Consider the following 20,693-nt stretch of genomic DNA (forward strand, 5'->3'; position numbering starts at 1 on the left):
GTTGGGTCACGAATATCTCGGAATGATCTGTCAGCCTGCCAAACCTAGTCTGGCAGGCAATTCGACGACGGAGGATAGTAACCCGTCGCAATCGATAGTGTCCACCGGCACGCCTTCGCTATACCCATAGGTCACGAGGAATACACGGATGCCGGCGTTGCGGGCCGCCAGGGCGTCGTTGACCGAGTCGCCCACCATCAGCGCCTCGCCACGCTCCACGCCCAATTGTTCGCAGGCATGCCACAGTTGGTGCGGTTCGGGCTTCTTTTGCGGCAGCGTGTCGCCGCTGACGACGGCGCCGAAGTATTGCGCCAGTCCCAACTGGCGCAGCAGCGCCTGCGTGAAAGCCGCGTCCTTGTTGGTGATGCAGCCCATGCGCACGCCGAGCTTGTGCAACGCCGACAAGCCCGACAACACGCCGGGGTAGATGGTCGTCTTGCGTCCGTTGGTCACGGCGTAGTGACGCGAGAACACCGAGATTGCACGACGTACTTCGTCATCGTTGCGCGGTGCGCGACCGGCCGCCAGCGCACTGCGCACCAGGTGCGGAATGCCCTTGCCGACGAAGCCACGTGTCTCTTGCTCGCTGCGCGAAGGCTCCCCGAGTTCGGCCAGCATCAGGCGAACCGCCTCGGCCAGATCAGGGATCGAATCAACCAGCGTACCGTCCAGATCGAAGAGCACTGCGCGCGTTGTCATGGGTTCATGCCACCTGCAAGTAAGACGTTGGGCTCAGACCGCTGCCAGCGCTGTGCGCATGGCCGCGATCACCGTATCGTAACCGTGCGGATCTTCCGCACGGCGTGCGCCGAAGACAGCCGAGCCGGCCACGAACGTGTCGGCGCCAGCGGCTGCAATTTCGGCGATGTTGGCGGGCTTCACCCCGCCGTCGATCTCGAGCAGGATGCGGCGTCCGGTTTGGCGCTCGTACGCATCCAGCCGCGCACGCGCCGCCCCGAGTTTGGCCAGGGTTTCGGGGATGAACTGCTGGCCGCCGAACCCCGGGTTTACCGACATCAGCATGATCAGGTCGATCTTGTCCATGACGTGATCGAGCCAGTTCAGCGGCGTGGCCGGATTGAAGACCAGGCCGGCCTGGCAGCCGTTGTCGCGGATGAGCTGCAGGGTGCGATCGACGTGGCGCGACGCTTCGGGGTGGAAAGTAATGATGTTGGCGCCAGCCTTGGCGAACATCGGGACCAGCGCATCGACCGGCTCGACCATCAGGTGCACGTCGATCGGGGCCTGCGTAACCGGGCGAATGGCCTCGCACACCAGCGGACCGATGGTGAGGTTCGGCACGTAGTGGTTGTCCATTACATCGAAGTGCAGCCAGTCTGCGCCAGAGGCGACGACATCGGTCACTTCGGCGCCCAGGCGGGCGAAATCGGCGGAAAGCAGGCTGGGGGCAATGCGATAGCTGGGGTTGCTCATGTTCGTATTCTTGGGGATGCGGGCGTCGGCTGGCGCGCTATAACGTTGGAAATCTGGTCTACTAACGAGGATTATGGCTTGACCGCGCCTGGACGCGGGAAGCTTTACTTCGCACACCCTGCCAATCATGAGCAAAGAACGCAAATATCAAATCGATGTGCAGGCTCAATCGACTTTCCTGCCCGAGCAGTCGGACCCGGACGACGACACGTTCGTGTTCTCGTACCGCATCGTGATCCGCAATAGCGGCGATGTGGCAGCCCGGCTCGTCAGCCGACACTGGATCATAACCGACGCCAACGGCAAGGTGCAGGAAGTGCGCGGGCTCGGCGTGGTCGGCGAGCAGCCGGTCATCGAGCCGGGCCAGAGCTTCGAGTACAGCAGCGGCTGCACGCTGGAGACCGCTTTCGGCACCATGAGCGGCAGCTATCAGATGGAAGCCTCCGACGGCGCGCACTTCGACGCTCCGATCCCGGAGTTCATCCTCAGCGGCCCGCGCGTGCTCCACTGAGGCACCGGCGCTGCTCAGGCGGCGCGCTCGAGCAAGGCGGAAAACGCCTTGGCGAAAGACGCCAGACCTTCTTCCTGCAATGCATCGGCGTGCGCTTCGAGATCGATGCCGATACGCGCAAGATGATCAATCACCGCCGACGCATCTTCTACACCCTGCTCAAGCTGTGATGAGGCCTCGCCATGGTCCCGAAAGGCCTCCAGCGTGGACTCGGGCACGGTGTCGACAGTGTGCGGGCCGATCAGGCTTTCGACATAGAGCGTATCCCGATACGCCGGGTTCTTTACCCCGGTACTGGCCCAGAGCAGTCGCTGCGGCTGCGCACCTCGCGCCGCCAGGGCGGCGAAGCTGCTGCCGGGACCGAAACGATGCTTCCAGAACTGGTAGGCCCGCCGCGCAAGGGAGATTGCCACCTTGCCGGCCAGCTCGGGCGCGCGCGTTGCGAGCAGCGGATCGAGTAGCGTATCCCAGCGCGACACGAACACGCTCGCCACCGAGCGTATGCGGTCGATCGGCAACCCGGCCGCGCTGCGTCTCTGCAGGCCCAGGCAATAGGCCTCGAATACGTCCCGCACATGTCGGTGCGAGAACATCAAAGTAACGTTTACATTGATGCCGGCGGCGATGCTCTCTTCGATCGCCACCAGGCCGGCACCTGTTGCGGGAATCTTGATCATGGCGTTGGGCCGGCCAATGGCCGCCCACAGGCGCCTGGCCGCGGCGATAGTCCCGTCCGCATCGTGCGCCAGCCGGGGCGAGACTTCAAAGCTGACAAAGCCGGCCTCTCCGCCGGAGGTGTCGTACAAGGGGCGGAATATGTCGCACGCCGCCTGGATGTCAGGGATTGCCACTGCTTCGAAACGGACCTCGGGCTCGCCCGCGGGCAACGCGGCGAGCGCGTCGCGATAACTTGCGTCGTGCGTCAGCGCATGCTCGAAGATGGCCGGGTTCGAGGTCACTCCGGCGATGCCATCCTCGTCGATGAGGCGCCTCAGGCGGCCAGAGGCAATCAGTTGCCGTGACAGGGAATCCAGCCAGACCTGCTGCCCGAAGCGGGCGATGTCCTTGACGCGGTTCATGCTTGCTCCATCCATACGGGCCGTCCAGTATGCCGCAAGGCGCCACGACGGGCATTTTTCCGCTATCGTGTCTGGTCGGCGGGGAACCGCATTTGCACGCAAGTGTCTACGAGGCTTGAGCGGACACCTGCAGAACGCGCCGCCTTACTTGAACCCTGGAGAATCTTCGATGGAACAACGCATGATCAACGTTTCGACGACGAGCGACGTCGGCGCGGCGCGCAATCGCGTCCTGCGCAATACGTACGCGCTGCTCGGCCTGTCGATGGTCCCGACGCTTCTGGGCGCCTGGCTGGGCATCCAGATGCACTTTTCCGCGCTCTTCGCCGGCAGCCCGGCAATGAGCTTTGTCATCTTCCTGGCAGTGGCCTTCGGCTTCTTCTTTGCCATCGAACGCTTCAAGAACAGCCCGATCGGCGTTGCCTTGCTGCTGGCGTTCACGTTCTTCATGGGCCTGATGCTGTCGCGCATCCTGCAATTCACACTGGGCTTTTCGAACGGCGGGCAACTCATCGCACTTGCCGCGGGCGGTACCGGCGTGATCTTCCTCGGCATGGCGACACTGGCCACCACGATCAAGCGCGACCTGTCGGGCATGGGCAAGTTCCTGTTCATCGGCGTGCTGCTCCTGCTGGCCGCGAGCTTTGCCAACATCTTCCTGCAGGTTCCGGCGATGTTCCTGACCATCTCGGTACTGGTCTGCGCGGTATTCACGGCCTACCTGATGTACGACATCAACCGCGTCGTGACGGGCGGTGAAACCAACTACATCACGGCAACGCTGGCCATCTACCTGGATCTGTACAACATCTTCCAGAGCCTGCTGTCGATTCTCGGTTTCCTCGGTGGCAATCGCGACTGAAAACCGACGGCCCACAAAAAAGCCCGCATCAGCGGGCTTTTTTTCGTCCTGCGAACGCTGCAATCAATCGCGCTCGAACAGAGCAATCGATTCAACGTGCGACGTGTGCGGGAACATGTTGGCAACACCCGCCCCCTTGAGACGGTAGCCCTTCGTCTGCGTCAGGACCTCGGCGTCGCGCGCCAGCGTCGCCGGGTTGCACGACACGTACACGATACGGCGTGGCGCGTTCTCGTCCAGCGCCTTGCAGACGGCGATCGCACCTTCGCGCGGCGGGTCGATCAGCATCTTGTCGAGCTTGCCCAGTGCAGCGAAGCTTTCCGGCGTAGCCTCGAACAGGTTGGCCACGTGGAATTCCGAGCGCTCCGACAGACCATTGGCCGCAGCATTTTCGGCCGCGCGCCGGGTCAACGTGGCGCTACCTTCGACACCAACGACGTGGGCGCCACGGCGGGCGATCGGCAAGCTGAAGTTGCCGAGGCCGCAGAACAGGTCGGCGATGCGTTCGCCCGGCTGCGGATCGAGCAATTGCATCGAACGACGGATCAGCAGGCGATTGATCGCCACGTTCACCTGCGTGAAATCGGTCGGTTTGAACTTGAGCGCCAGATCGAACTCGGGCAGCGTGTACTGCAGGAATTCCGATTCGCCGGCCTTCAACGGCTTGACCGTATCCGGGCCACCCGGCTGCTGCCACATGCTGACGCCATGAGCTTCGCCAAAGGCCAGCAGACGCGCTTCGTCCTGCGTGGTGAAGGGAAGCAGGTTGCGCAGGACGAGCACCGTACGGTCGTCGCCGACGGCGATTTCGACCTGCGGAATGCGATCCGGCGTCGACAGGCCCGACACCAGCTCGCGCAGGGGCAGGAGCAGATCGGAGATATGGCGCGGCAGGATTTCGCAGCTCGTCATGTCGGCGATGTAGCTGCTCTTCTTTTCATGGAAGCCAACCAGCACGCCGCCCTTCTTGGGGACCAGACGCACGCCGATGCGGGCGCGATAGCGGTAGCCCCAGCCCGGGCCATAGATGGCAGGAAACAGCGTTTCGGCCTTGGTGCGGCCGATGTGGGCCAGCGCATCTTCGAGCACGCGCTGCTTGGCAGCCACCTGCGCGCCCAGTTCCATGTGCTGCATGCTGCACCCGCCACACACGCCGAAGAAACGGCACCGCGGCGCCGTGCGCTGCGAGGACGGTTTGATGATGCGAGTCGTGGTCGCCTGTTCGAACGTCGGGCGCTTGCGATAGCTGGAATACTCGACGCGTTCGCGCGGCAGCGCGCCCTCGACAAAGATCGCCTTGCCCTCGAAGTGCGCGACACCCCGCCCTTCGTGGTCCAGCGATTCGATGGTGACTACCGGCATCGGCCCAAGCTCCGCAAAAAGGGCTGGATTTTACGCTGCCAAGCCCCGTTTGTGCCGTCTGGCGCACAAACAAGCGTTACACTGCGCGCCATGATCGAACCCCTTCTCGGCGGCATTACGCCGCGCCAGTTTCTCGCTGAATACTGGCAGAAAAAGCCCCTGCTCGTCCGTCAGGCGGTACCCGGCTTCACTGGACTGGTCTCGGCGGAAGAGGTGCGTGAGCTGGCTGCGGACGAGGACGTCGAATCACGCCTAGTCAGTCGCGATGGACACGGCCGTTGGCAAATCGCGCGCGGTCCGCTCGGTCGCCGCGACATTCCGCGCCGCGGGCCATGGACGGTGCTCGTACAAGGCCTGAATCTCGTCGTGCCGGAAGCCGACGCGCTGCTGCGCCGATTCAACTTCCTGCCCTACACGCGGCTGGACGATCTGATGGTCTCGCATGCCAGCGATGGCGGCGGCGTGGGCCCGCACTTCGATTCATACGACGTATTTCTATTGCAGGGCATGGGCAAGCGTCATTGGCGCATCAGTGCGCAACGCGACCTCAGCCTGGTCGAAGACGCACCGCTGAAGATTCTTCGTCACTTCAAGCCGAGCCAGGAATGGGTGCTTGAACCGGGTGACATGCTGTATTTGCCGCCGCGCTATGCGCACGACGGTATTGCGATCGGCGAATGCCAGACTTACTCGATTGGATTCAGGGCGCCTTCGGCCCAGGAAATTGTCACCGAGTTCTTGGCTTTTTTGCAAGAAGATGTAAATGAAAAAGGCATGTATACCGATCCGGACCAAGCGCCAGTGAAACATCCGGCTCAGATCCAGACCAATATGATCGGGCAAGTTTCTGACATGCTGGCCAGCATTCGGTGGAACGACGAAAAAGTCGCGCGTTTTATCGGGCGATATATGTCGGAGCCCAAACCGCATGTCTATTTCGATCCGCTCGAGACACCCGACAGCCTGGCGCGATTCGTTCGAAAAGCCCGCCAGTCGGGGCTTTCGCTCGATCTGCGCAGCCAGTTCCTTTATCGCGGAAAACGCCTTTTCATGAATGGCGAGGAGTCTGTCGTGCGACACGATTCCGCACTGTTATGCCAATTGGCTGACGAACGGAAAATCGGAAAAATCGAAACGGCCCATGACGAAACCTGGCAATTGTTACATGAGTGGTATTGCGCCGGATTTGTGCATTTGAATGTAACAGCGCGATGATGCATTGCGACATGAGGTTCGCAATTTTGCGTTCCCCATGGATATAATTGCGGAATCGGCCGCCATCGAGGTCGATCAAGATATCTAGCTTATTGCACATCTTTGCAAGGGAAACCAACAATGAACAAGTCTCTCCTCGTTGCTGCTCTGATCGCGCTGGCCGCTGTTGCCTGTGGCAAGAAGGAAGAAGCTCCGGCTGAGCCGGCACCGGCTGTTGAACAATCCGCTCCGGAAGCCGCTCCGGCTGCTGAAGCCCCGGCTGCCGACGCTTCGGCTCCGGCTGCTGACGCCTCCGCTCCGGCCGATGCTTCGGCTCCGGCTGACGCTTCCGCCCCGGCTGCCAAGTAATCAGGCATCCGCTGCGACGAAAAGCCGACCCGTGGGTCGGCTTTTTTGTTGCCTGCGCACCGCGCGCATCTCCTCCGGCACGCGCTTTGCGCGCCAATCCGTACCGCCCCGCCTCACCCGCTCCAGGTCCGCATGCCAGAATGGACCGAACGATCCATTGGGGGCCTCCTCGCCCCGTACCAAGTCCCGACACAGGAGAGAACACCATGCCCGACAGCATCTCCGCACGCCTTCGCGACGCCAGTTTGTTTCGTGAACAGGCGTTCATCGCAGGTCAGTGGTCCTCAGGCGCAAGTACGTTCGACGTGGAAGATCCCGCCACCGGCGCGGTCATCGCCCGGGTGGCCAATCTGGGACCGGATGAAGCCGAGCGCGCCATCATCGCGGCGGAGGACGCATTTCCCGGCTGGCGCGACCGGCCGGCGAAAGAGCGCGCCCAGTTGATGCGCCGCTGGTTCGAACTGCTGATGGAGCACAAGGAAGACCTCGCCGCCCTGATGACGCTGGAGCAAGGCAAGCCGCTGAGTGAATCACGCGGCGAAGTGGCCTACGGTGCTTCCTTTATTGAATGGTTCGGCGAGGAAGCCAAGCGCGTCTACGGCGACGTGATCCCCTCGCCCGCCAATGACCGGCGCCTGGTCGTCATCCGGCAGGCGATCGGCGTGTGCGCCGCCATCACGCCCTGGAACTTTCCCATCGCGATGATCACCCGCAAGGTATCGCCCACCATGGCGGCAGGCTGCACGATCGTCGTGAAACCCGCCGAACAGACGCCGCTGTGCGCGCTGGCGATGGCTGAACTGGCTCGGCGCGCAGGCATTCCTGACGGCGTGTTCAACGTCGTGACGGCGGACGGCCGCAATTCCATCGAAGTCGGCAAGACACTCTGCGCCAGCCATCGCGTGCGTCATCTGTCCTTCACAGGATCGACCGAAGTCGGCCGCATCCTCATGGCGCAGTGCGCACCAACAGTCAAGAAGCTCGCCATGGAGCTTGGCGGCCATGCGCCCTTCCTGGTGTTCGACGATGCCGACGTCGATGCCGCGGTCGACGGCGCCATGGTCTCGAAGTACCGCAACGCAGGGCAAACCTGCGTGTGCACCAACCGCTTTCTCGTACAGGAAGGCGTATATGACGCGTTCCTCCAGCGGCTGGCGGCGCGCTCGGCCGCCCTCAAAGTCGGCAACGGCTTCGAGCCCGGTGTGGAGCAAGGTCCGCTGATCGATGACGTCGCCATCGCCAAGGTACGCCGCCACATCGATGACGCGACCGGTAAGGGCGCCCGCATCGTCACCGGCGGTAAGGTGCGCGACGGCCGCTTCGTCGAGCCGACCGTGCTGGAAGGCGTGACGAACGACATGCTGATCACGCAGGAAGAGACCTTCGGCCCGGTCGCCGCCGTCATGAAATTCCGCGATGAAGCCGAAGGCATCCGGGTGGCCAATGACACGCCCTACGGACTCGCGGCGTACTTCTACAGCCGCGACATCGGACGCGTGTGGCGCGTGGCCGAAGCGCTGGAATACGGCATGGTGGGGATCAACGCCGGCCTCATCTCGTATGAGACGGTGCCGTTCGGCGGCGTGAAGCAATCTGGCTTCGGCCGCGAAGGCTCGCGTTACGGGATCGATGAATACATCGAGATGAAATACCTCTGCATGGCCGGGATGTAGCCAGCCACGGGGCCGCATCGATGCGGCTCGCTTTCAGGTGCGCCAGACGGTACGCGCGCCGAGCGTCGAGGTGGCGTGCAGGTCGGTCGCGCTCTGCGCTTTTTCGCCCAGTTCCTGCAGCGGCAGGCCGACGCGGTATTCCGATTCGATGAGTTCGAGCAGCGGCAGCAGCGTCTGCGTCAACTCGCGCAGGCGGCGGCGTGCCTCGTCGGTGCTGCCGTTGCGGATCTGCGTCAGCGCATGGTCGACGCTCACCGCCAGACGGCTGAAGCGGCCGACGTTGTCCGGCGTGACCTCGCCCGAATCGGACACCACGCGATTGCCGCCCATCGCACGCCCTTCGGCGACGCGCTGCGCAGCGAGTTGCAGGAGTTGTTCAAGCGTGATGCGATCGTCCCCGTGGGCACTGGCCAATCCCACCGTCAGGCTGACGCGGATGCGATGCTCCTTGTACGTCATGACGATGGTTTCGATGGCACGGCGCAAGCGCAGCGCGAAGGCGCCGCAGGCATCGAGATCGGCGGTCGGCGAGATCACCGCGAACTGCCCTTCGGCCAGATGCGCGATGGTGTCTTCTTTCCTCACCTTGGCGGAGAGCAGCTTGGAGAGCTTGCGGTGCACCAGTTGGCCGACGCTGTGGCCGTAGGTTTCGCATAGGCGATCGTAGTGATCGACTTCGATGACCATGACCGATACGTCGCCGCGATTGCGGCGCACCAGTTGTTCGCGGCTCTGCTCGAGCTCGCGCCGGGTCTGGGCCAGCTTGGCGAGTGCTTCGAGACGTGCGACGAGCTCGACCCGCGGTGTGCCCTTGGTGATGAAATCCGTGGCGCCGAGCTGCTGGGCGCGCAAGCGCGCTTCATTTTCGTCTTCACCCGAAATGATGAGCACCGGCAGCGCATTGACGCGCGACAGGCGCGAGGCGCGAATGCGTTCCAGCAGGCCAAAGCCGTCCAGCCGCGGCATGCCGATATCGGAGATCACCACTTCGATGGTCGGATCGAGCAAGAGCGCTTGCCAGCCGGCCTCGCCGTCGCCTTCTTCGCGCACGTCGAACTTGTCGCGAATCTGCTTGATCAGCGATGCACGCACCATGCGCGAGTCGTCCACGATCAGCACGCGTGGCAGTTGTGTTCCGACCTCGGACATCACTTGCTCGGCCATTGACAGCTTTTCCGTAGTTGATCCGTCGTGCGGGCCGCGCCCGCTCCCTGTTACAGCTCGCTGTTGATGCGTACTACCGTGCGCCCGTGCGCGCGGTCGGACATCAGTTGTTCGAATACTTCTGGCAAGGCCTCGAAAGGTACCTCGCGGACCACGTCAGCAAGATGACGCGGGCGCAGATCGGTTGCCAGGCGCGCCCACGCGCGCTCGCGCACGGCAAACCCGGCGTAGCCCGAGTCGATACCGATCAGTGCCACGCCACGCAACACGAACGGCATGACCGTCGTGTTCAGATCGGTCCCGCCCGCCAGCCCGATGCTGGTGATCACGCCCTGCGGCTTGGTCGTGCTCGCAATCCACGCCAGCGTGCTGCCACCGACACTGTCCACGGCACCCGCCCACAAACCTTTGTCCAGCGGCTTGATGTCCGCCGGTACTTCGCTGCGCGCCATCACGCGAGCAGCGCCGAGGTGTCGCAGCCAATCGGCCTGATCAGCCTTGCCGCTGAGCGCGACTACTTCATAACCTCGTCCGGCCAGCATGTCGATAGCCAGGGAACCGACGCCGCCCGTCGCCCCGGTCACCAGAACCGGGCCGCTCTCGGGCTTGAGCCCGTTATCTTCCATGCGATTGATGGCCATGGCCGCCGTCAGGCCCGCCGTGCCGATCGCCATGGCCTCGCGCGCATCCATGCCCTCGGGCATCGGCAACACCCAGCCTCCCGGCACCAGCGCGTACTCGGCATAACCGCCATGGTGCGCCACCCCCAGGTCGTAACTGGTGGCGATGACCTTGTCGCCCGGCGCGAATCGCGGCGCGGCGCTTTCAACTACCGTTCCGGCCAGATCGATACCGCCCACGCACGGAAAACGCTTGACGATGCGGCCCTTGCCGGTCGCTGCCAGCGCGTCCTTGTAGTTGACGCTGGAATAGTCGACGCGAATGAGCACGTCGCCGGCATCCAGATTGCCTTCGTTGAGCGTGACGAAGCCACTCTTGATGCCGCGCCGGCCTTCGGTCGTGACTTCTTCGATCAGCAGGGCTTTGAATGGCGTCATGGCGGTTCTCCTGTGGACCGCAAGCAGCGGTCGATTATAGACAGCCGCCAGCTTACCCCTTCGGGCGGCTGACTTGCGGTCGAAGGCGGACGACGGGGCGACGCAGCCTGCGCGCTCAAGTCAGGCGCGAAGCAGTCGTAGTTGAGTCAGACGGGGGAAACCGCGATGACGACACTGATTGCCACACCGCTAAGTAACATCGACCGCTATATCGCGTTCTTTAGCAACAACGACCTGCCGGTACTGCGCCGTAGCACGCGCATGCTTGCCGAACTGCGCGCCGACGAAGACTCCGTGAGCGCGCGGCGCATCGCCGCCGTCGTGCTGCAGGATCCGCTGCTGGCCATGCGCTTGCTGGCCTATCTCGAAGCGCGGCGACGCAGCAGCCAGAACCACGATGTGACGACCATAGACCGAGCCATCCTGATGCTCGGCATTACGCCGTTCTTCAACAAGTTCTCGGACCTGCCGACGGTGGAAGACACGCTGTCCACACAGCCACGTGCATTGGTGGGCGTGCTGCGCGTCATCGCACGAGCGCGCACGGCCACCCGGCATGCGCGCGACTGGGCGATACAGCGCCACGACATCGAGGTCGACGAAATCACCGTTGCCGCCCTGCTCCACGACGCAGCGGAAATTCTGTGCTGGTGTTTCGCACCCACGCTGATGCTGCGTGTGAGCCAGCTTCTGCAAGACACGCCGGGCCTGCGCAGCGCGCACGCGCAGCAGGCAATCCTGGGTGTAGCGATCCACGATCTCCAGGTCGCATTGGCTCGGGCCTGGGGCCTGCCGCAATTGCTTGTCACGCTGATGGATCCGTCGCACGCCGACAACGTGCGCGTGCGCAATGTTCTACTCGCCAACGACCTGGCACGTCACGCCGCCAATGGCTGGTCCGATCCGGCGCTGCCGGATGACTACGCGGGCATCGCGTCGCTGCTGCGTCTCTCGGTGCAGACGGTACTGGAACGGTTGGGGGTGCCGCCGGAACATTGGCCGGCGATCGAGGGCGTCAATCCGCCCGGTCAAGGCGCGGATTGAAGATTCGTGACAGCGGCCGACGGCCGCCGTCTTCGCAAGGATGAAAGCAACTCAGCCCTGGCACTCCACCGTCTGGTGGAGCCAGTTTTCGCGTTCGCACTGTTGCTTGCTGAGCGGCCAATGGTAGGTCAGCGGTGAGACATAGGCGTAGGACACGAAGATCACCGCCGCCAACGACCCCAGCAACGCCAGGCGATGGCGTTTCACGAAGGGTTTGACCGCTTCGAGGTACATCCACAGCAGCACCACCAGCACATAGCTGATGAGCAGGCCGAGGAAGTAGTGATACAGGTACATCACGCGCTGCGAGCCCAGATAGATATGCAAGGCCATGAACACCACGTACAGGCCGCCGAACACTTCGATCAGCCCATAGATGCGCGTGTCGGCCACCGGCATGCCGAATATGCGCCGCGCCATCATCAGACCTAACGCCAGCACAACGGCGGCAAGCCCCAGCAACCAGCTCAGGTGATTGCCGGCCAATTGCACGTAGCTCGTCTTGCCGTTGTTCGAATCCCAGCGATAGTTGATGTTCTTGTTCTCGACCACCCACGACAGCGGATACGAGCCGTTTTCGCCCGGCTTGCAGACATCGAGCTTGGGCACGCCCAAGTGATCCTTGTCCATGAACTTGAAGTAGTCGCGTGCAATGCCAGCCACCAGCCAGGGCGTGACGGCGCCGCTGGTTTCGAGTTGGTTGCGATAGGCCGGCGACATGTTCTGGATGTCCTGACGCCCTGCCTCGCCCGCCATGCTCGGCACGCGATTGCCGATCAACGCATGGACGTAGAACACCGCCCACACGACCAGCAGCAGCGCGGCCACGGCTGAACCGCTCTTGAGTGCGAAGTCGCGCCCCAGCTTGCCCCAGGCACGCCACGACAGGTGGCGGGCATCGCGGAAATACAGCGGCACGAACAAGGCCAGCAACAGCACGCCGTTGACCTTGACCATGAGCGCCAGAGCGGCCACGGCCCCCATGGCTGCGTAGGTCTGCCAGCGCAATGGCGTCTCACTGCGCCAGGCACGCACGAACTGCCAAAAGAAGAGGATCGCAAAGAGCATCTGGAAGCTGTCCAGATGGATGGCGCGAAAGTGCACGATGAAAGCGTTCTCGAACATGTAGATGCTCGACAACAGCAGCGCCGCCGCTCGGCTTCGCGTCAGCTCCAGCGCGAGCCCGAAGAACGCGATGGCCGCCAGCGCGGCGAAAATCGTCGGCATGAGGCGCATGCCCCAGGGCTGAAAGCCCTCGGGCAGGTCGTTGCCGCCGATGTACTTCACCAGCGTCATCTTGTTCTTGTCGAGGCTGCTGTTCGCGCCGGAGAGCTTTTCCCCCGCCGCGATCAGCATCAACGCCAAGGGCGGATGCGGCTCAAACTGGGCGATGCCTTCGATATAGCGCTGCGCGGATGTGCTGTGATAGTTCTCGTCCCAGAAGAGGTGCCGGGGCTGCCCGTAATCCACGAAGTACACCGCCAACGCCACTACGCTCACCAGCAGCCAGCTTGCCCACGCCCGTTGCCACCAGGGCCGCACGACAGCGACCTCCTCGGTTGCTTGCTGAGTCTCGTGGCCGTCGTTTGTTCTTGTCGCCCGCCCCATCTCGTCTCCATCCACACCGCGTGTCCAAAGTGCGGGAATTTAACAAACTTCGCAGATGCCCGTGGTGACGTTTTGGTGTTCGGGTCGATTGGCTTCCTGCACTTTCGTCGGCGAGATGCGACCGGGCACATCGATTACCGACCGTTCGTCGGCTGCCACGGTCGCGCCTCTTTTCGGGCGCCGCCGGAACCGGTCACCGCTTGTTGCACAGCACACCTTGCTCAGGCTTTTCCGTACAACAAAGTTCGCCCCCCACGACCGCAATGCAGCACATTCATTTGGCATACAACTCGGAACCGGTCCCAACGCGATAAGCCCATCGCCTTGATTTAGCCCTGCCACTTGCTAGTTTTTGAACATCGCGCGTTCGACCAGCATTGCGCGCGAGCATGAGTGGACCGGATGACTCCCGCCGAGAGAGGACGGCTGCGACGCTACGCGTCAGCACAGGAGCGCCGGAAGACTTCATGAGCGCTGGCAACGACATGCCAAAACGGCAGCGGCCACGCTGACATCCCAGAGGAGGAGATGCAGCCATGAGACGTCCGCCGTCCGGGGCCGGCATTGCTTTTGCCCGCCCGCCCATCATCCGTACCTGCCTGCCCATCTTCCGCGTCCACGCGGATCGACCGCGCGCGCCGAGCTGAGCGCGCCCCACGCCTTTATCGCCTTTCATCCGACGCACGGGCCTTGCCGTGCGCCGGCAGGTTCGTTGCGCTCGCGCGCGGCGAGGGCAGCCCTGTCGCGCTGCCTCGGCAGTTCATCCAGATCCATCGCACCAGGAGGCCAATATGAATCTGAAACACCTGCTGTTCGGCGTCATCGCCGGCATCGCGGTAAGCGGCGCACATGCCGCGAACCGGCCGGCCAATTACAAGACGATATGCAATGAGGGCAAGACATGTACCGTTGCCGGTCCGATCGACGTCGCATTCGGACGGGCGGACCAATTCCTCCACAAGACGCTCGATGGCACGTTCGTTTGCTCGGAAGCGACCTTTGGCGGCCGCATTGGCGGAGGCGTCAATGAGTGCTCGATTCCAATCAGCGGATCGGGCGGCTCATCGTCGTCGAGTTCATCTTCGTCCAGTTCGTCATCCGGCGGCTCATCCAGTTCAACGTCGAGCTCGTCCTCGAGTTCCGGCCCGATCGGCAGTTGCCCGGTACAAGGCACGCCGAACGAGACCGTGCAGTTGTCGGCGACCATCGTGGTGCCCGCCGGGCAAACATATGACGGCGGCGGCAAGCGATTCAACCTTTCGGGCGGCTCTCAATCCGAAGGACAGCCTCCGGTCTTTGAGCTGCAGGACGGTGCCACGCTCAGGAACGTCGTCATCGGCACGCTCGCTGCAGACGGCGTCCATTGCCTGGGTAATTGCACGATCAATAACGTGTGGTGGGAGGACGTCGGCGAAGATGCCGCCACGGGTCTCGGGCCCGTCGGCTCGGTCATGACGGTGAACTGCGGCGGCGCTTACAGCGCATCGGACAAGACATTCCAGCACAACGGTCGTGGCGAGGTGCGCATCAGCAATTTCTACCTCGAGAACGCCGGCAAGCTGTATCGCTCGTGCGGCGACTGCACCGGCAATGGTGGCCCACGTAAGGTCACCGTCACGAATGTACGTGCACGCGACGTCAGCACCATCGTCGGCATCAACAAGAACTTTGGTGACGTCGCCACCATCCGCAGCCTCACGCTCAACAACACAGGCACGTCCAAAACCAAGATCTGCCAGGTGTACCAAGGCGTAGTCAAGGGCCAGGGCAGCACGAGCGCCCTCGGCGTGGAGTTCAACACGGTCAACTGCGACGTGAGCATTTCCGATGTGACGCTCATTCCGCCCAGTCAGCTCAACACCGGGCAATGAGCACGATGCGGCGGGCCATGCCCGCCGCCGCACCGCATTCCAATGACATTGACGACTTACGGCAGCATCGACGCCCGACGTCGCCGATAGCGCACCGCGCCGCTTGCGCGGATATTCCATGAGGGGACACAAGATGATCTGTAGCAGCAAACGCCTCCACTCCGCACGCCTGATCCGCCTCGCCATCGGGGCGGTGGTCGCGGCCGCTTTGTCCACCGGAGCCTGGGCACAGAACCTGGCCATCGGCGCAACGGCGACGGCATCGACGCAATCGGGCAGCAGCTACACGCCCGCCAAGGCCAACGATGGCGACGTCAATACGCGTTGGCAAGCCAGCAACAGCAGCAGCGGTACGTGGTTGCAGATTACATTTGCTTCGGCGAAGACGGTGTCGTCGGTGACGTTGCGCGAATATGCGTCCCGCATCACAGGCCATCAGTTGCAGTATCTGAACGGCTCGACCTGGACGACGCTGGCGACGGGTACGTCGGTGGGGGCCGCAAAGACGTATTCATTCGGCGCCGTCAGTACGACCGCCGTGCGGCTCTACGTCACCTCGGCTTCCTCGCAGCCGTCCATCACGGAATTCGAGGTATACGGCGGAGGCTCAAGTTCAAGCAGTTCGTCGTCGAGCACATCGTCGAGTACGTCCTCGAGCAGTTCGAGTTCGTCCAGTTCGAGCGTGCCAAGCGCGTGCGCACCGGGTTCCACGATAACCGGGACGGTCGATTGCGGGGGTGCAACCGTCGGTACTGCGTGCAATGGTCAATCGGAGAGCCAACAGCCGGTATTCACCCTGGCTGACGGGGCGACGATTAGGAATGTGCGTATCAATGCCAACGCAGCCGATGGCATCCATTGCCTGGGCAACTGCACTTTGCAGAATGTGGTGTGGGAAGACGTGTGCGAAGACGCCGCGACGATGCTCGGCGGTGCCGGCAAGACGATGACCGTGGCCGGCGGCTCGGCGGCCAATGCCGGCGACAAGGTGTTCCAGCACAACGGCATTGGCTCGACGATCGCGATCAGCGACTTCCAGACGCTTGGTACCATCGGCAAGCTGTACCGGTCCTGCGGCGACTGCAATGGCAATGGCGGTCCCCGCTACGTGACGGTCAACAACGTCAGGATCGAAAAGTCGGGCGACCTGATCGGTGTGAACAAGAACTACGGCGACAAGGCCACGGTACGCAATCTGCAGGTGAAGGGTTACGTGTCCGGAGGGCCGAAGATCTGCATGACTTTCCAGGGTGTGACGGACCACAACGGTGAGTCGACCAAGCTTGGAGAAGAGTGGAACACCGCCACCTGCGACATCAGCCGAACGGACGTGACCGCGTATTGATCCGGCGCGTGGCGGCTCGCCCGCCACGCCTTGTGATCATTTCAACTGGTTGCGCATCACCAGCAACCACGGCATCCCGGGCCGGGCGAGTTCCTCGCTCTCGCTCGGGGCCGCCGAGATGAACTGGAACGCGTCCTGCGGTTGAGGCATGGTGGCCGGCGGGGGCGATGCTGGGTCCCATTCGAATTCGCTCATCGACACCGATTGCTGGATATTGCCGCCGATGGCCTTGACCACGCGCGCGGCCGGATCGACTTCGATGACGATGTCACAATGCATGGGCGTACGACCGAACGTGATCTGTTCCACAGATACGATGCCCTGCGAAGGGTCGCGGGCTGAACAAATCATGTCACCCGGCTGCGGCACAGCTGGATAGGCCTCGACGCGAAATGCCGGCTGGGTGAGGATGCCGTCTCGCGCATCGGTAACGTACATGCTGTGCGCCTCACCGGTGAGGAACTGATCGTCGTTCAACCCCGCCTGCCGCATCACCCACGAAATGAAGGCGGCGGACCAGGCCCAGCGCGCGGTGGTGATTTCCTGGCAATCCGGCTCTCTGCCCAACACGTGCCAGTACCGCAATGCCAGCTCGCAGCCGTCCTCGGTGGCTTCCATGCCCGTACCGTCCGGGTATCGCAGACACGGCGAAATGGCCGCCGCGAGACCTGACGTGCCGGCCTCGGCCGCGGCGCGGGCGGCCAGGTATTCCGGGGGTGGCGGCAACGCGCTCTCGCTCACGCACCCGCGCCCCGCACGATCGATCTTCACGACCTGAGCCCCCCAGCGCAACCACTCCTGCATGGCGATATCAATGATGCGTTCTCGCTGAGTGGCTTCCGGCGGCACGACAGGCAGGCGCGAATCGTCCGGAATCGGCACGGGTTGGGGACGTGCGGTCGGTGGTGGGGCGGGTGGAGTAACCGGGGCCGTACTACACGCGGCGAGCAACGCACTCAACAATACTGAGAGGGTCAGGCGACAGGCAGCGAATCGGGAAGAGAGGATCGGCATCGGGGATGGGAGACATGTTGCACAACAGCGAGCCTCATTCTGGCCGCAGCGCGATAGCTACCGCAAGCGCCGTCAGCCGAATCGGACAGCGTAGATGGGCGGCAGATGCGCAGACAGGCAACGCCAATGCAGCCCGCCGTCTTCGGTCAACCACAGCGCTCCGGTCGTCGAACCCATCGCGAGACACTCGCCAGTTTCGTCGACGTCCAGCCCATGGCGGTATACGAGGTCATAGGCGTGGCCTTCCGGCAGGCCGTTCGACAGCGTGGCGAAACTCGCGCCGCTATCATCTGTGCGGGTGACGACAAAGCGGTCGTCGACGGGTACGCGGCATTCATCCTTGACGCTCGGCACGAACCAGGTGGTATCCGGCAAATGAGGATGCACCGCCACGGCAAAGCCGAAACTTGAAGGCTGCGCGAAGACGCGCATCCACCTCGCCCCGCCGTCGATGGAGCGATAGATGCCGCAGTGGTGCTGAACCCACAGCGTATCGGGGTCGGACGGGCACTGGACCATGCGGTGCGGATCCTGAACGACGGGGTCTTCGCGACGCTCCGGCGGCATGTAATCGGCATACATTCCCTGGCACGTGGGGGCCCATTCATTGCCGCCGTCATGTGTCTGCCACACGCCGCCGCAAGACACGGCGATGCTCAGGTGCCGACTGTCGCGCGGATCAACACAGATTGAATGGATACCAGGTTGGTCGTATCCGCCACCGAACCATTCGGCGCGTTCGGGGCGCGCCCAGAGCGGCACATTCAGCGCCCATGACTCGCCTTTGTCATTCGATCGAAAAAGCCCACCCGGAATGGTGCCGGCCCATAGCACGCCCGGCTCCTCAGGCCCTCCTGCCTCGAGAGACCAGATCAGTTGCAAGGACTTGCCGTGCTCGCCTTCGGGCTGGGGAGGATATACCGGCACGCCACACGCAGACCATTCCGAAGCACCGGACTCGCGACGCCACAGCTTGGCACCGAAGTGCCCCAGGTTGAGCGCCGCATAGACGGTGTCGTCGCGTGGATCGACCATCACCATGCTCACGGGTTCGCCCAGGAAATGTCGGGTAGTGACGCGCCACCCTTCATTGCGGCGCAACTCGAACAAGCCTTTGCGCGTGCCGACCATGATTCTGTCTGCGTTCGCCATCTCCCGCACTCCTCAAGGATTACCCACCCGACAAGGCCTGAACGACATAGATTTCGCTGCCGGAGGTCACCGCATCCGACAGGCAGACACGATCGCGCGCCATGGCGCCATCAACGAAGACCGCGACGTGGCGCCTCAGATTTCCCTGATCATCAAGAACATACCCGCGCATCGCCGGACAGCCGTCCAGCGCTTGCAGCAGCGCCTGCATGGCCGACGCCCCATCGACGGTACAGGGCTCACAGGCGACATGGCGTTGCAGAGCGGGGGCAAAAACGACTCGGACCATGAAGCCTCACGCAGAACGAGAACTTCAGTCTAGCAACGGGCCCATGCGCGTCCACATGGCTCGCCTGCGCTTCGCGCAACGCCAAAAAGAAAAGCCCCGATCTGAGTCGGGGCGGTCATCGCTGAAATGGTCCTCCGCTTTACTTGCGCACTGAGTGGCGACGACGGGCCATCGCAAATGCGAGCAGTGCCGCTGCGAGCAGTGCCGCCATGGCAGGCTCAGGCACGCGCGTGACGGTAAGCGGCTGCGTCGAGATCGTAAAGCCGAATTGCAGAGTGTTCGTCTGCCCCTCGATCGTCGTAAAGCCAAGGCAGCCATTCGCAGCGCCGGCGGCCGCGCAGACAGCGTTGCTCAGGATGTTCAGAGCCCCCCCGGCGATGGGGAAGATGTTCACGTAGTAGGTCAACAGACCATCGGCGTCGCCGGCGTTGAACTGGAATGTCTGATTCAGGAGTCCCGACTGCAGGACAAAGATGTCATTGCAGGGATTACCCGGGGGACTGGCTGCAACGCAAGGCGTTTCGTTCGGCGTTTCAGAGAACAGGATGTTGAAAGACGCCAACTGATTCGGCAGCGCCGGCAGATTCGGAACGAGCGGATCAAGCGTGATCGTGCTGGTCAGAACGGCCGTCTTCAGTGACTCGCCCTGGATCGGCTCGTTCTTGTGCGTCAACGAAATGTCCGTCGCGAGATAGGGCGGAGACTGCGGCGGCACCCCACCACCCAGATATGTCGACAGGGTTCCCGCAGCAGGATTGTTGCCGATGCTGAGTGAGCTCTGCCCGCCCGGCCCCGTAGGGGTTCCCCAGCTCAATGTGGTTGATGGCACCGAGATCGAACCGGCCGTCAGCGTCGCGGCGGTGAAAGTGCTCGATACGCTGTAGTTCCACTGGAGCACTGCGCCATGAGCACCCGACGCCAGCAAGAGCAACGCCGCGAATGCTCCACATGTTTTGAAATATGAGAACCACTCTCTCATCACAGCACCTCGGTTCTTTGAAAGGACGTTTTAGGGGGCTTGCGCCAAGGGTCGGAGCCCTTTAAGCATCGGCTGTGCCCGAGGAGATTTTATTTTTATTTTCAATAACCTAATGGCAGCAACAATCCCCTTCCAGCTGTAGGTGTAAGACGTGCCGACAAGAAATGTGCCCAAACAGGCCGTGACTTTCAGGTACGCGTATCGGCGTGTGACAGGCTTTACGAATGAGGCAAATTTGTCTTGGCGTGATGTCTTGGACTGCGGGCCGTGCACATGACGATTGTTCGCGGGTGGGCCAGGACCTGCGACTTTTGGCGCGCTTTGAGCGGGGCTAGGGCCTCAGAAACAGAAGAAAGGCGCGCATGGCCACGGCGACCGCGAAGCGGTGGCTGGAGCGCGGCAGCGCGCGAGATGCGATTGGTGGTGGCTGCCCCCTGGCGCGGGATTGGGCGTAACGTTTCGGCCCGACGTTCTGGCGGAGGTCAGTATGCGGCGGAGCCGTCAGCGGTGCGGGCTGAGGGCGGGCTTGGAGCCGGGGGTTTGGGCAGGCGGGTCGCTCGCGCCACAACGACGAGCGCGCCCGCAATCACGGCCCCCCTGCGGGGCCAATCCAAAGACAAAGCCCCGATCAGCGGTGTCGCTGTCGGGGCTTTGCGGTATAGGTAGTCTGACGATGACCTACTTT

19 protein-coding genes are annotated in these 20,693 nt (G+C 62.9%); 8 read left to right on the forward strand and 11 right to left on the reverse strand.

Annotation, left to right across the window (positions count from 1 at the left end):
* Window positions 1–30: 30 nt before the first annotated feature.
* Together ACDA63_RS12905 and rpe are read right to left on the reverse strand one after the other, a co-directional pair.
* A complete protein-coding gene (locus ACDA63_RS12905; protein ID WP_373663663.1) occupies window positions 31–699 on the reverse strand; it encodes a phosphoglycolate phosphatase in 669 nt (222 codons plus the stop codon).
* 33 nt (window positions 700–732) lie between these two features.
* Window positions 733–1,434 carry a ribulose-phosphate 3-epimerase gene (gene rpe / locus ACDA63_RS12910; RefSeq protein ID WP_373663664.1) on the reverse strand — a complete coding sequence of 234 codons (702 nt, stop codon included), beginning with the start codon at window positions 1,432–1,434 and terminating at the stop codon, window positions 733–735.
* Window positions 1,435–1,561: 127 nt separating this feature from the next.
* On the opposite strand from rpe, the gene apaG reads away from it, so the two are divergent.
* Window positions 1,562–1,945 (forward strand): Co2+/Mg2+ efflux protein ApaG, encoded by a 384-nt coding sequence (gene apaG / locus ACDA63_RS12915; RefSeq protein WP_373663665.1) that lies wholly within the window; start codon window positions 1,562–1,564, stop codon window positions 1,943–1,945.
* A 14-nt stretch (window positions 1,946–1,959) separates the two neighbouring features.
* Here the strand turns inward: apaG and tal are convergent, their stop codons facing one another.
* Entirely contained in the window at window positions 1,960–3,024 is a 1,065-nt protein-coding gene (gene tal, locus ACDA63_RS12920; protein WP_373663666.1) for a transaldolase, read from the reverse strand.
* A 169-nt stretch (window positions 3,025–3,193) separates the two neighbouring features.
* Between tal and ACDA63_RS12925 the strand changes: the two genes are divergently transcribed.
* Window positions 3,194–3,886 (forward strand): Bax inhibitor-1/YccA family protein, encoded by a 693-nt coding sequence (locus tag ACDA63_RS12925; protein ID WP_373663667.1) that lies wholly within the window; start codon window positions 3,194–3,196, stop codon window positions 3,884–3,886.
* A gap of 63 nt (window positions 3,887–3,949) precedes the next feature.
* On the opposite strand, the gene rlmD is transcribed toward ACDA63_RS12925, so the two are convergent.
* Entirely contained in the window at window positions 3,950–5,248 is a 1,299-nt protein-coding gene (gene rlmD / locus ACDA63_RS12930; protein WP_373663668.1) for a 23S rRNA (uracil(1939)-C(5))-methyltransferase RlmD, read from the reverse strand.
* Window positions 5,249–5,338: 90 nt separating this feature from the next.
* Between rlmD and ACDA63_RS12935 the strand changes: the two genes are divergently transcribed.
* The 3 genes from ACDA63_RS12935 (at window position 5,339) to ACDA63_RS12945 (ending at window position 8,484) form a co-directional block, all read left to right on the forward strand.
* Window positions 5,339–6,463, forward strand: a complete 1,125-nt coding sequence (locus ACDA63_RS12935; RefSeq protein WP_373663669.1) for a JmjC domain-containing protein — start codon at window positions 5,339–5,341, stop codon at window positions 6,461–6,463.
* Window positions 6,464–6,583: 120 nt separating this feature from the next.
* Entirely contained in the window at window positions 6,584–6,811 is a 228-nt protein-coding gene (locus ACDA63_RS12940) for a hypothetical protein (protein ID WP_373663670.1), read from the forward strand.
* A gap of 206 nt (window positions 6,812–7,017) precedes the next feature.
* Complete coding sequence (locus tag ACDA63_RS12945; protein WP_373663671.1) at window positions 7,018–8,484, forward strand: NAD-dependent succinate-semialdehyde dehydrogenase; 1,467 nt, start codon at window positions 7,018–7,020, stop codon at window positions 8,482–8,484.
* A gap of 33 nt (window positions 8,485–8,517) precedes the next feature.
* Here the strand turns inward: ACDA63_RS12945 and ACDA63_RS12950 are convergent, their stop codons facing one another.
* Entirely contained in the window at window positions 8,518–9,648 is a 1,131-nt protein-coding gene (locus ACDA63_RS12950; protein ID WP_373663672.1) for a diguanylate cyclase, read from the reverse strand.
* Window positions 9,649–9,698: 50 nt separating this feature from the next.
* Window positions 9,699–10,706 (reverse strand): oxidoreductase, encoded by a 1,008-nt coding sequence (locus tag ACDA63_RS12955; protein WP_373663673.1) that lies wholly within the window; start codon window positions 10,704–10,706, stop codon window positions 9,699–9,701.
* Window positions 10,707–10,871: 165 nt separating this feature from the next.
* On the opposite strand from ACDA63_RS12955, the gene ACDA63_RS12960 reads away from it, so the two are divergent.
* On the forward strand, window positions 10,872–11,750 hold the full coding sequence (locus tag ACDA63_RS12960) for an HDOD domain-containing protein (RefSeq protein ID WP_373663674.1): 879 nt from the start codon (window positions 10,872–10,874) through the stop codon (window positions 11,748–11,750).
* 51 nt (window positions 11,751–11,801) lie between these two features.
* Here ACDA63_RS12960 and ACDA63_RS12965 read toward each other — a convergent pair whose 3' ends face one another.
* Window positions 11,802–13,292 (reverse strand): phospholipid carrier-dependent glycosyltransferase, encoded by a 1,491-nt coding sequence (locus ACDA63_RS12965; RefSeq protein ID WP_373663675.1) that lies wholly within the window; start codon window positions 13,290–13,292, stop codon window positions 11,802–11,804.
* A gap of 857 nt (window positions 13,293–14,149) precedes the next feature.
* Here ACDA63_RS12965 and ACDA63_RS12970 point away from each other — a divergent pair.
* Together ACDA63_RS12970 and ACDA63_RS12975 are read left to right on the forward strand one after the other, a co-directional pair.
* Window positions 14,150–15,229, forward strand: coding sequence for a pectate lyase (locus tag ACDA63_RS12970; RefSeq protein ID WP_373663676.1), 1,080 nt, complete (start codon window positions 14,150–14,152; stop codon window positions 15,227–15,229).
* 118 nt (window positions 15,230–15,347) lie between these two features.
* Complete coding sequence (locus ACDA63_RS12975) at window positions 15,348–16,574, forward strand: pectate lyase (protein WP_373663677.1); 1,227 nt, start codon at window positions 15,348–15,350, stop codon at window positions 16,572–16,574.
* A 36-nt stretch (window positions 16,575–16,610) separates the two neighbouring features.
* Here the strand turns inward: ACDA63_RS12975 and ACDA63_RS12980 are convergent, their stop codons facing one another.
* From ACDA63_RS12980 to ACDA63_RS12995, 4 genes are all read right to left on the reverse strand, one after another.
* Window positions 16,611–17,423: a DUF2272 domain-containing protein gene (locus ACDA63_RS12980; protein ID WP_373663678.1), complete on the reverse strand. Its 813-nt coding sequence runs from the start codon at window positions 17,421–17,423 to the stop codon at window positions 16,611–16,613.
* A 237-nt stretch (window positions 17,424–17,660) separates the two neighbouring features.
* On the reverse strand, window positions 17,661–18,740 hold the full coding sequence (locus ACDA63_RS12985; RefSeq protein ID WP_373663679.1) for a WD40/YVTN/BNR-like repeat-containing protein: 1,080 nt from the start codon (window positions 18,738–18,740) through the stop codon (window positions 17,661–17,663).
* Between the two features lie 19 nt (window positions 18,741–18,759).
* Window positions 18,760–18,951, reverse strand: a complete 192-nt coding sequence (locus ACDA63_RS12990) for a hypothetical protein (RefSeq protein ID WP_373663680.1) — start codon at window positions 18,949–18,951, stop codon at window positions 18,760–18,762.
* 217 nt (window positions 18,952–19,168) lie between these two features.
* A complete protein-coding gene (locus ACDA63_RS12995; protein WP_373663681.1) occupies window positions 19,169–20,008 on the reverse strand; it encodes a THxN family PEP-CTERM protein in 840 nt (279 codons plus the stop codon).
* Window positions 20,009–20,693 lie beyond the last annotated feature (685 nt).

The sequence above is a fragment of the Uliginosibacterium sp. sgz301328 genome (assembly GCF_041807905.1).
GTDB lineage: Bacteria > Pseudomonadota > Gammaproteobacteria > Burkholderiales > Rhodocyclaceae > JBGVSA01.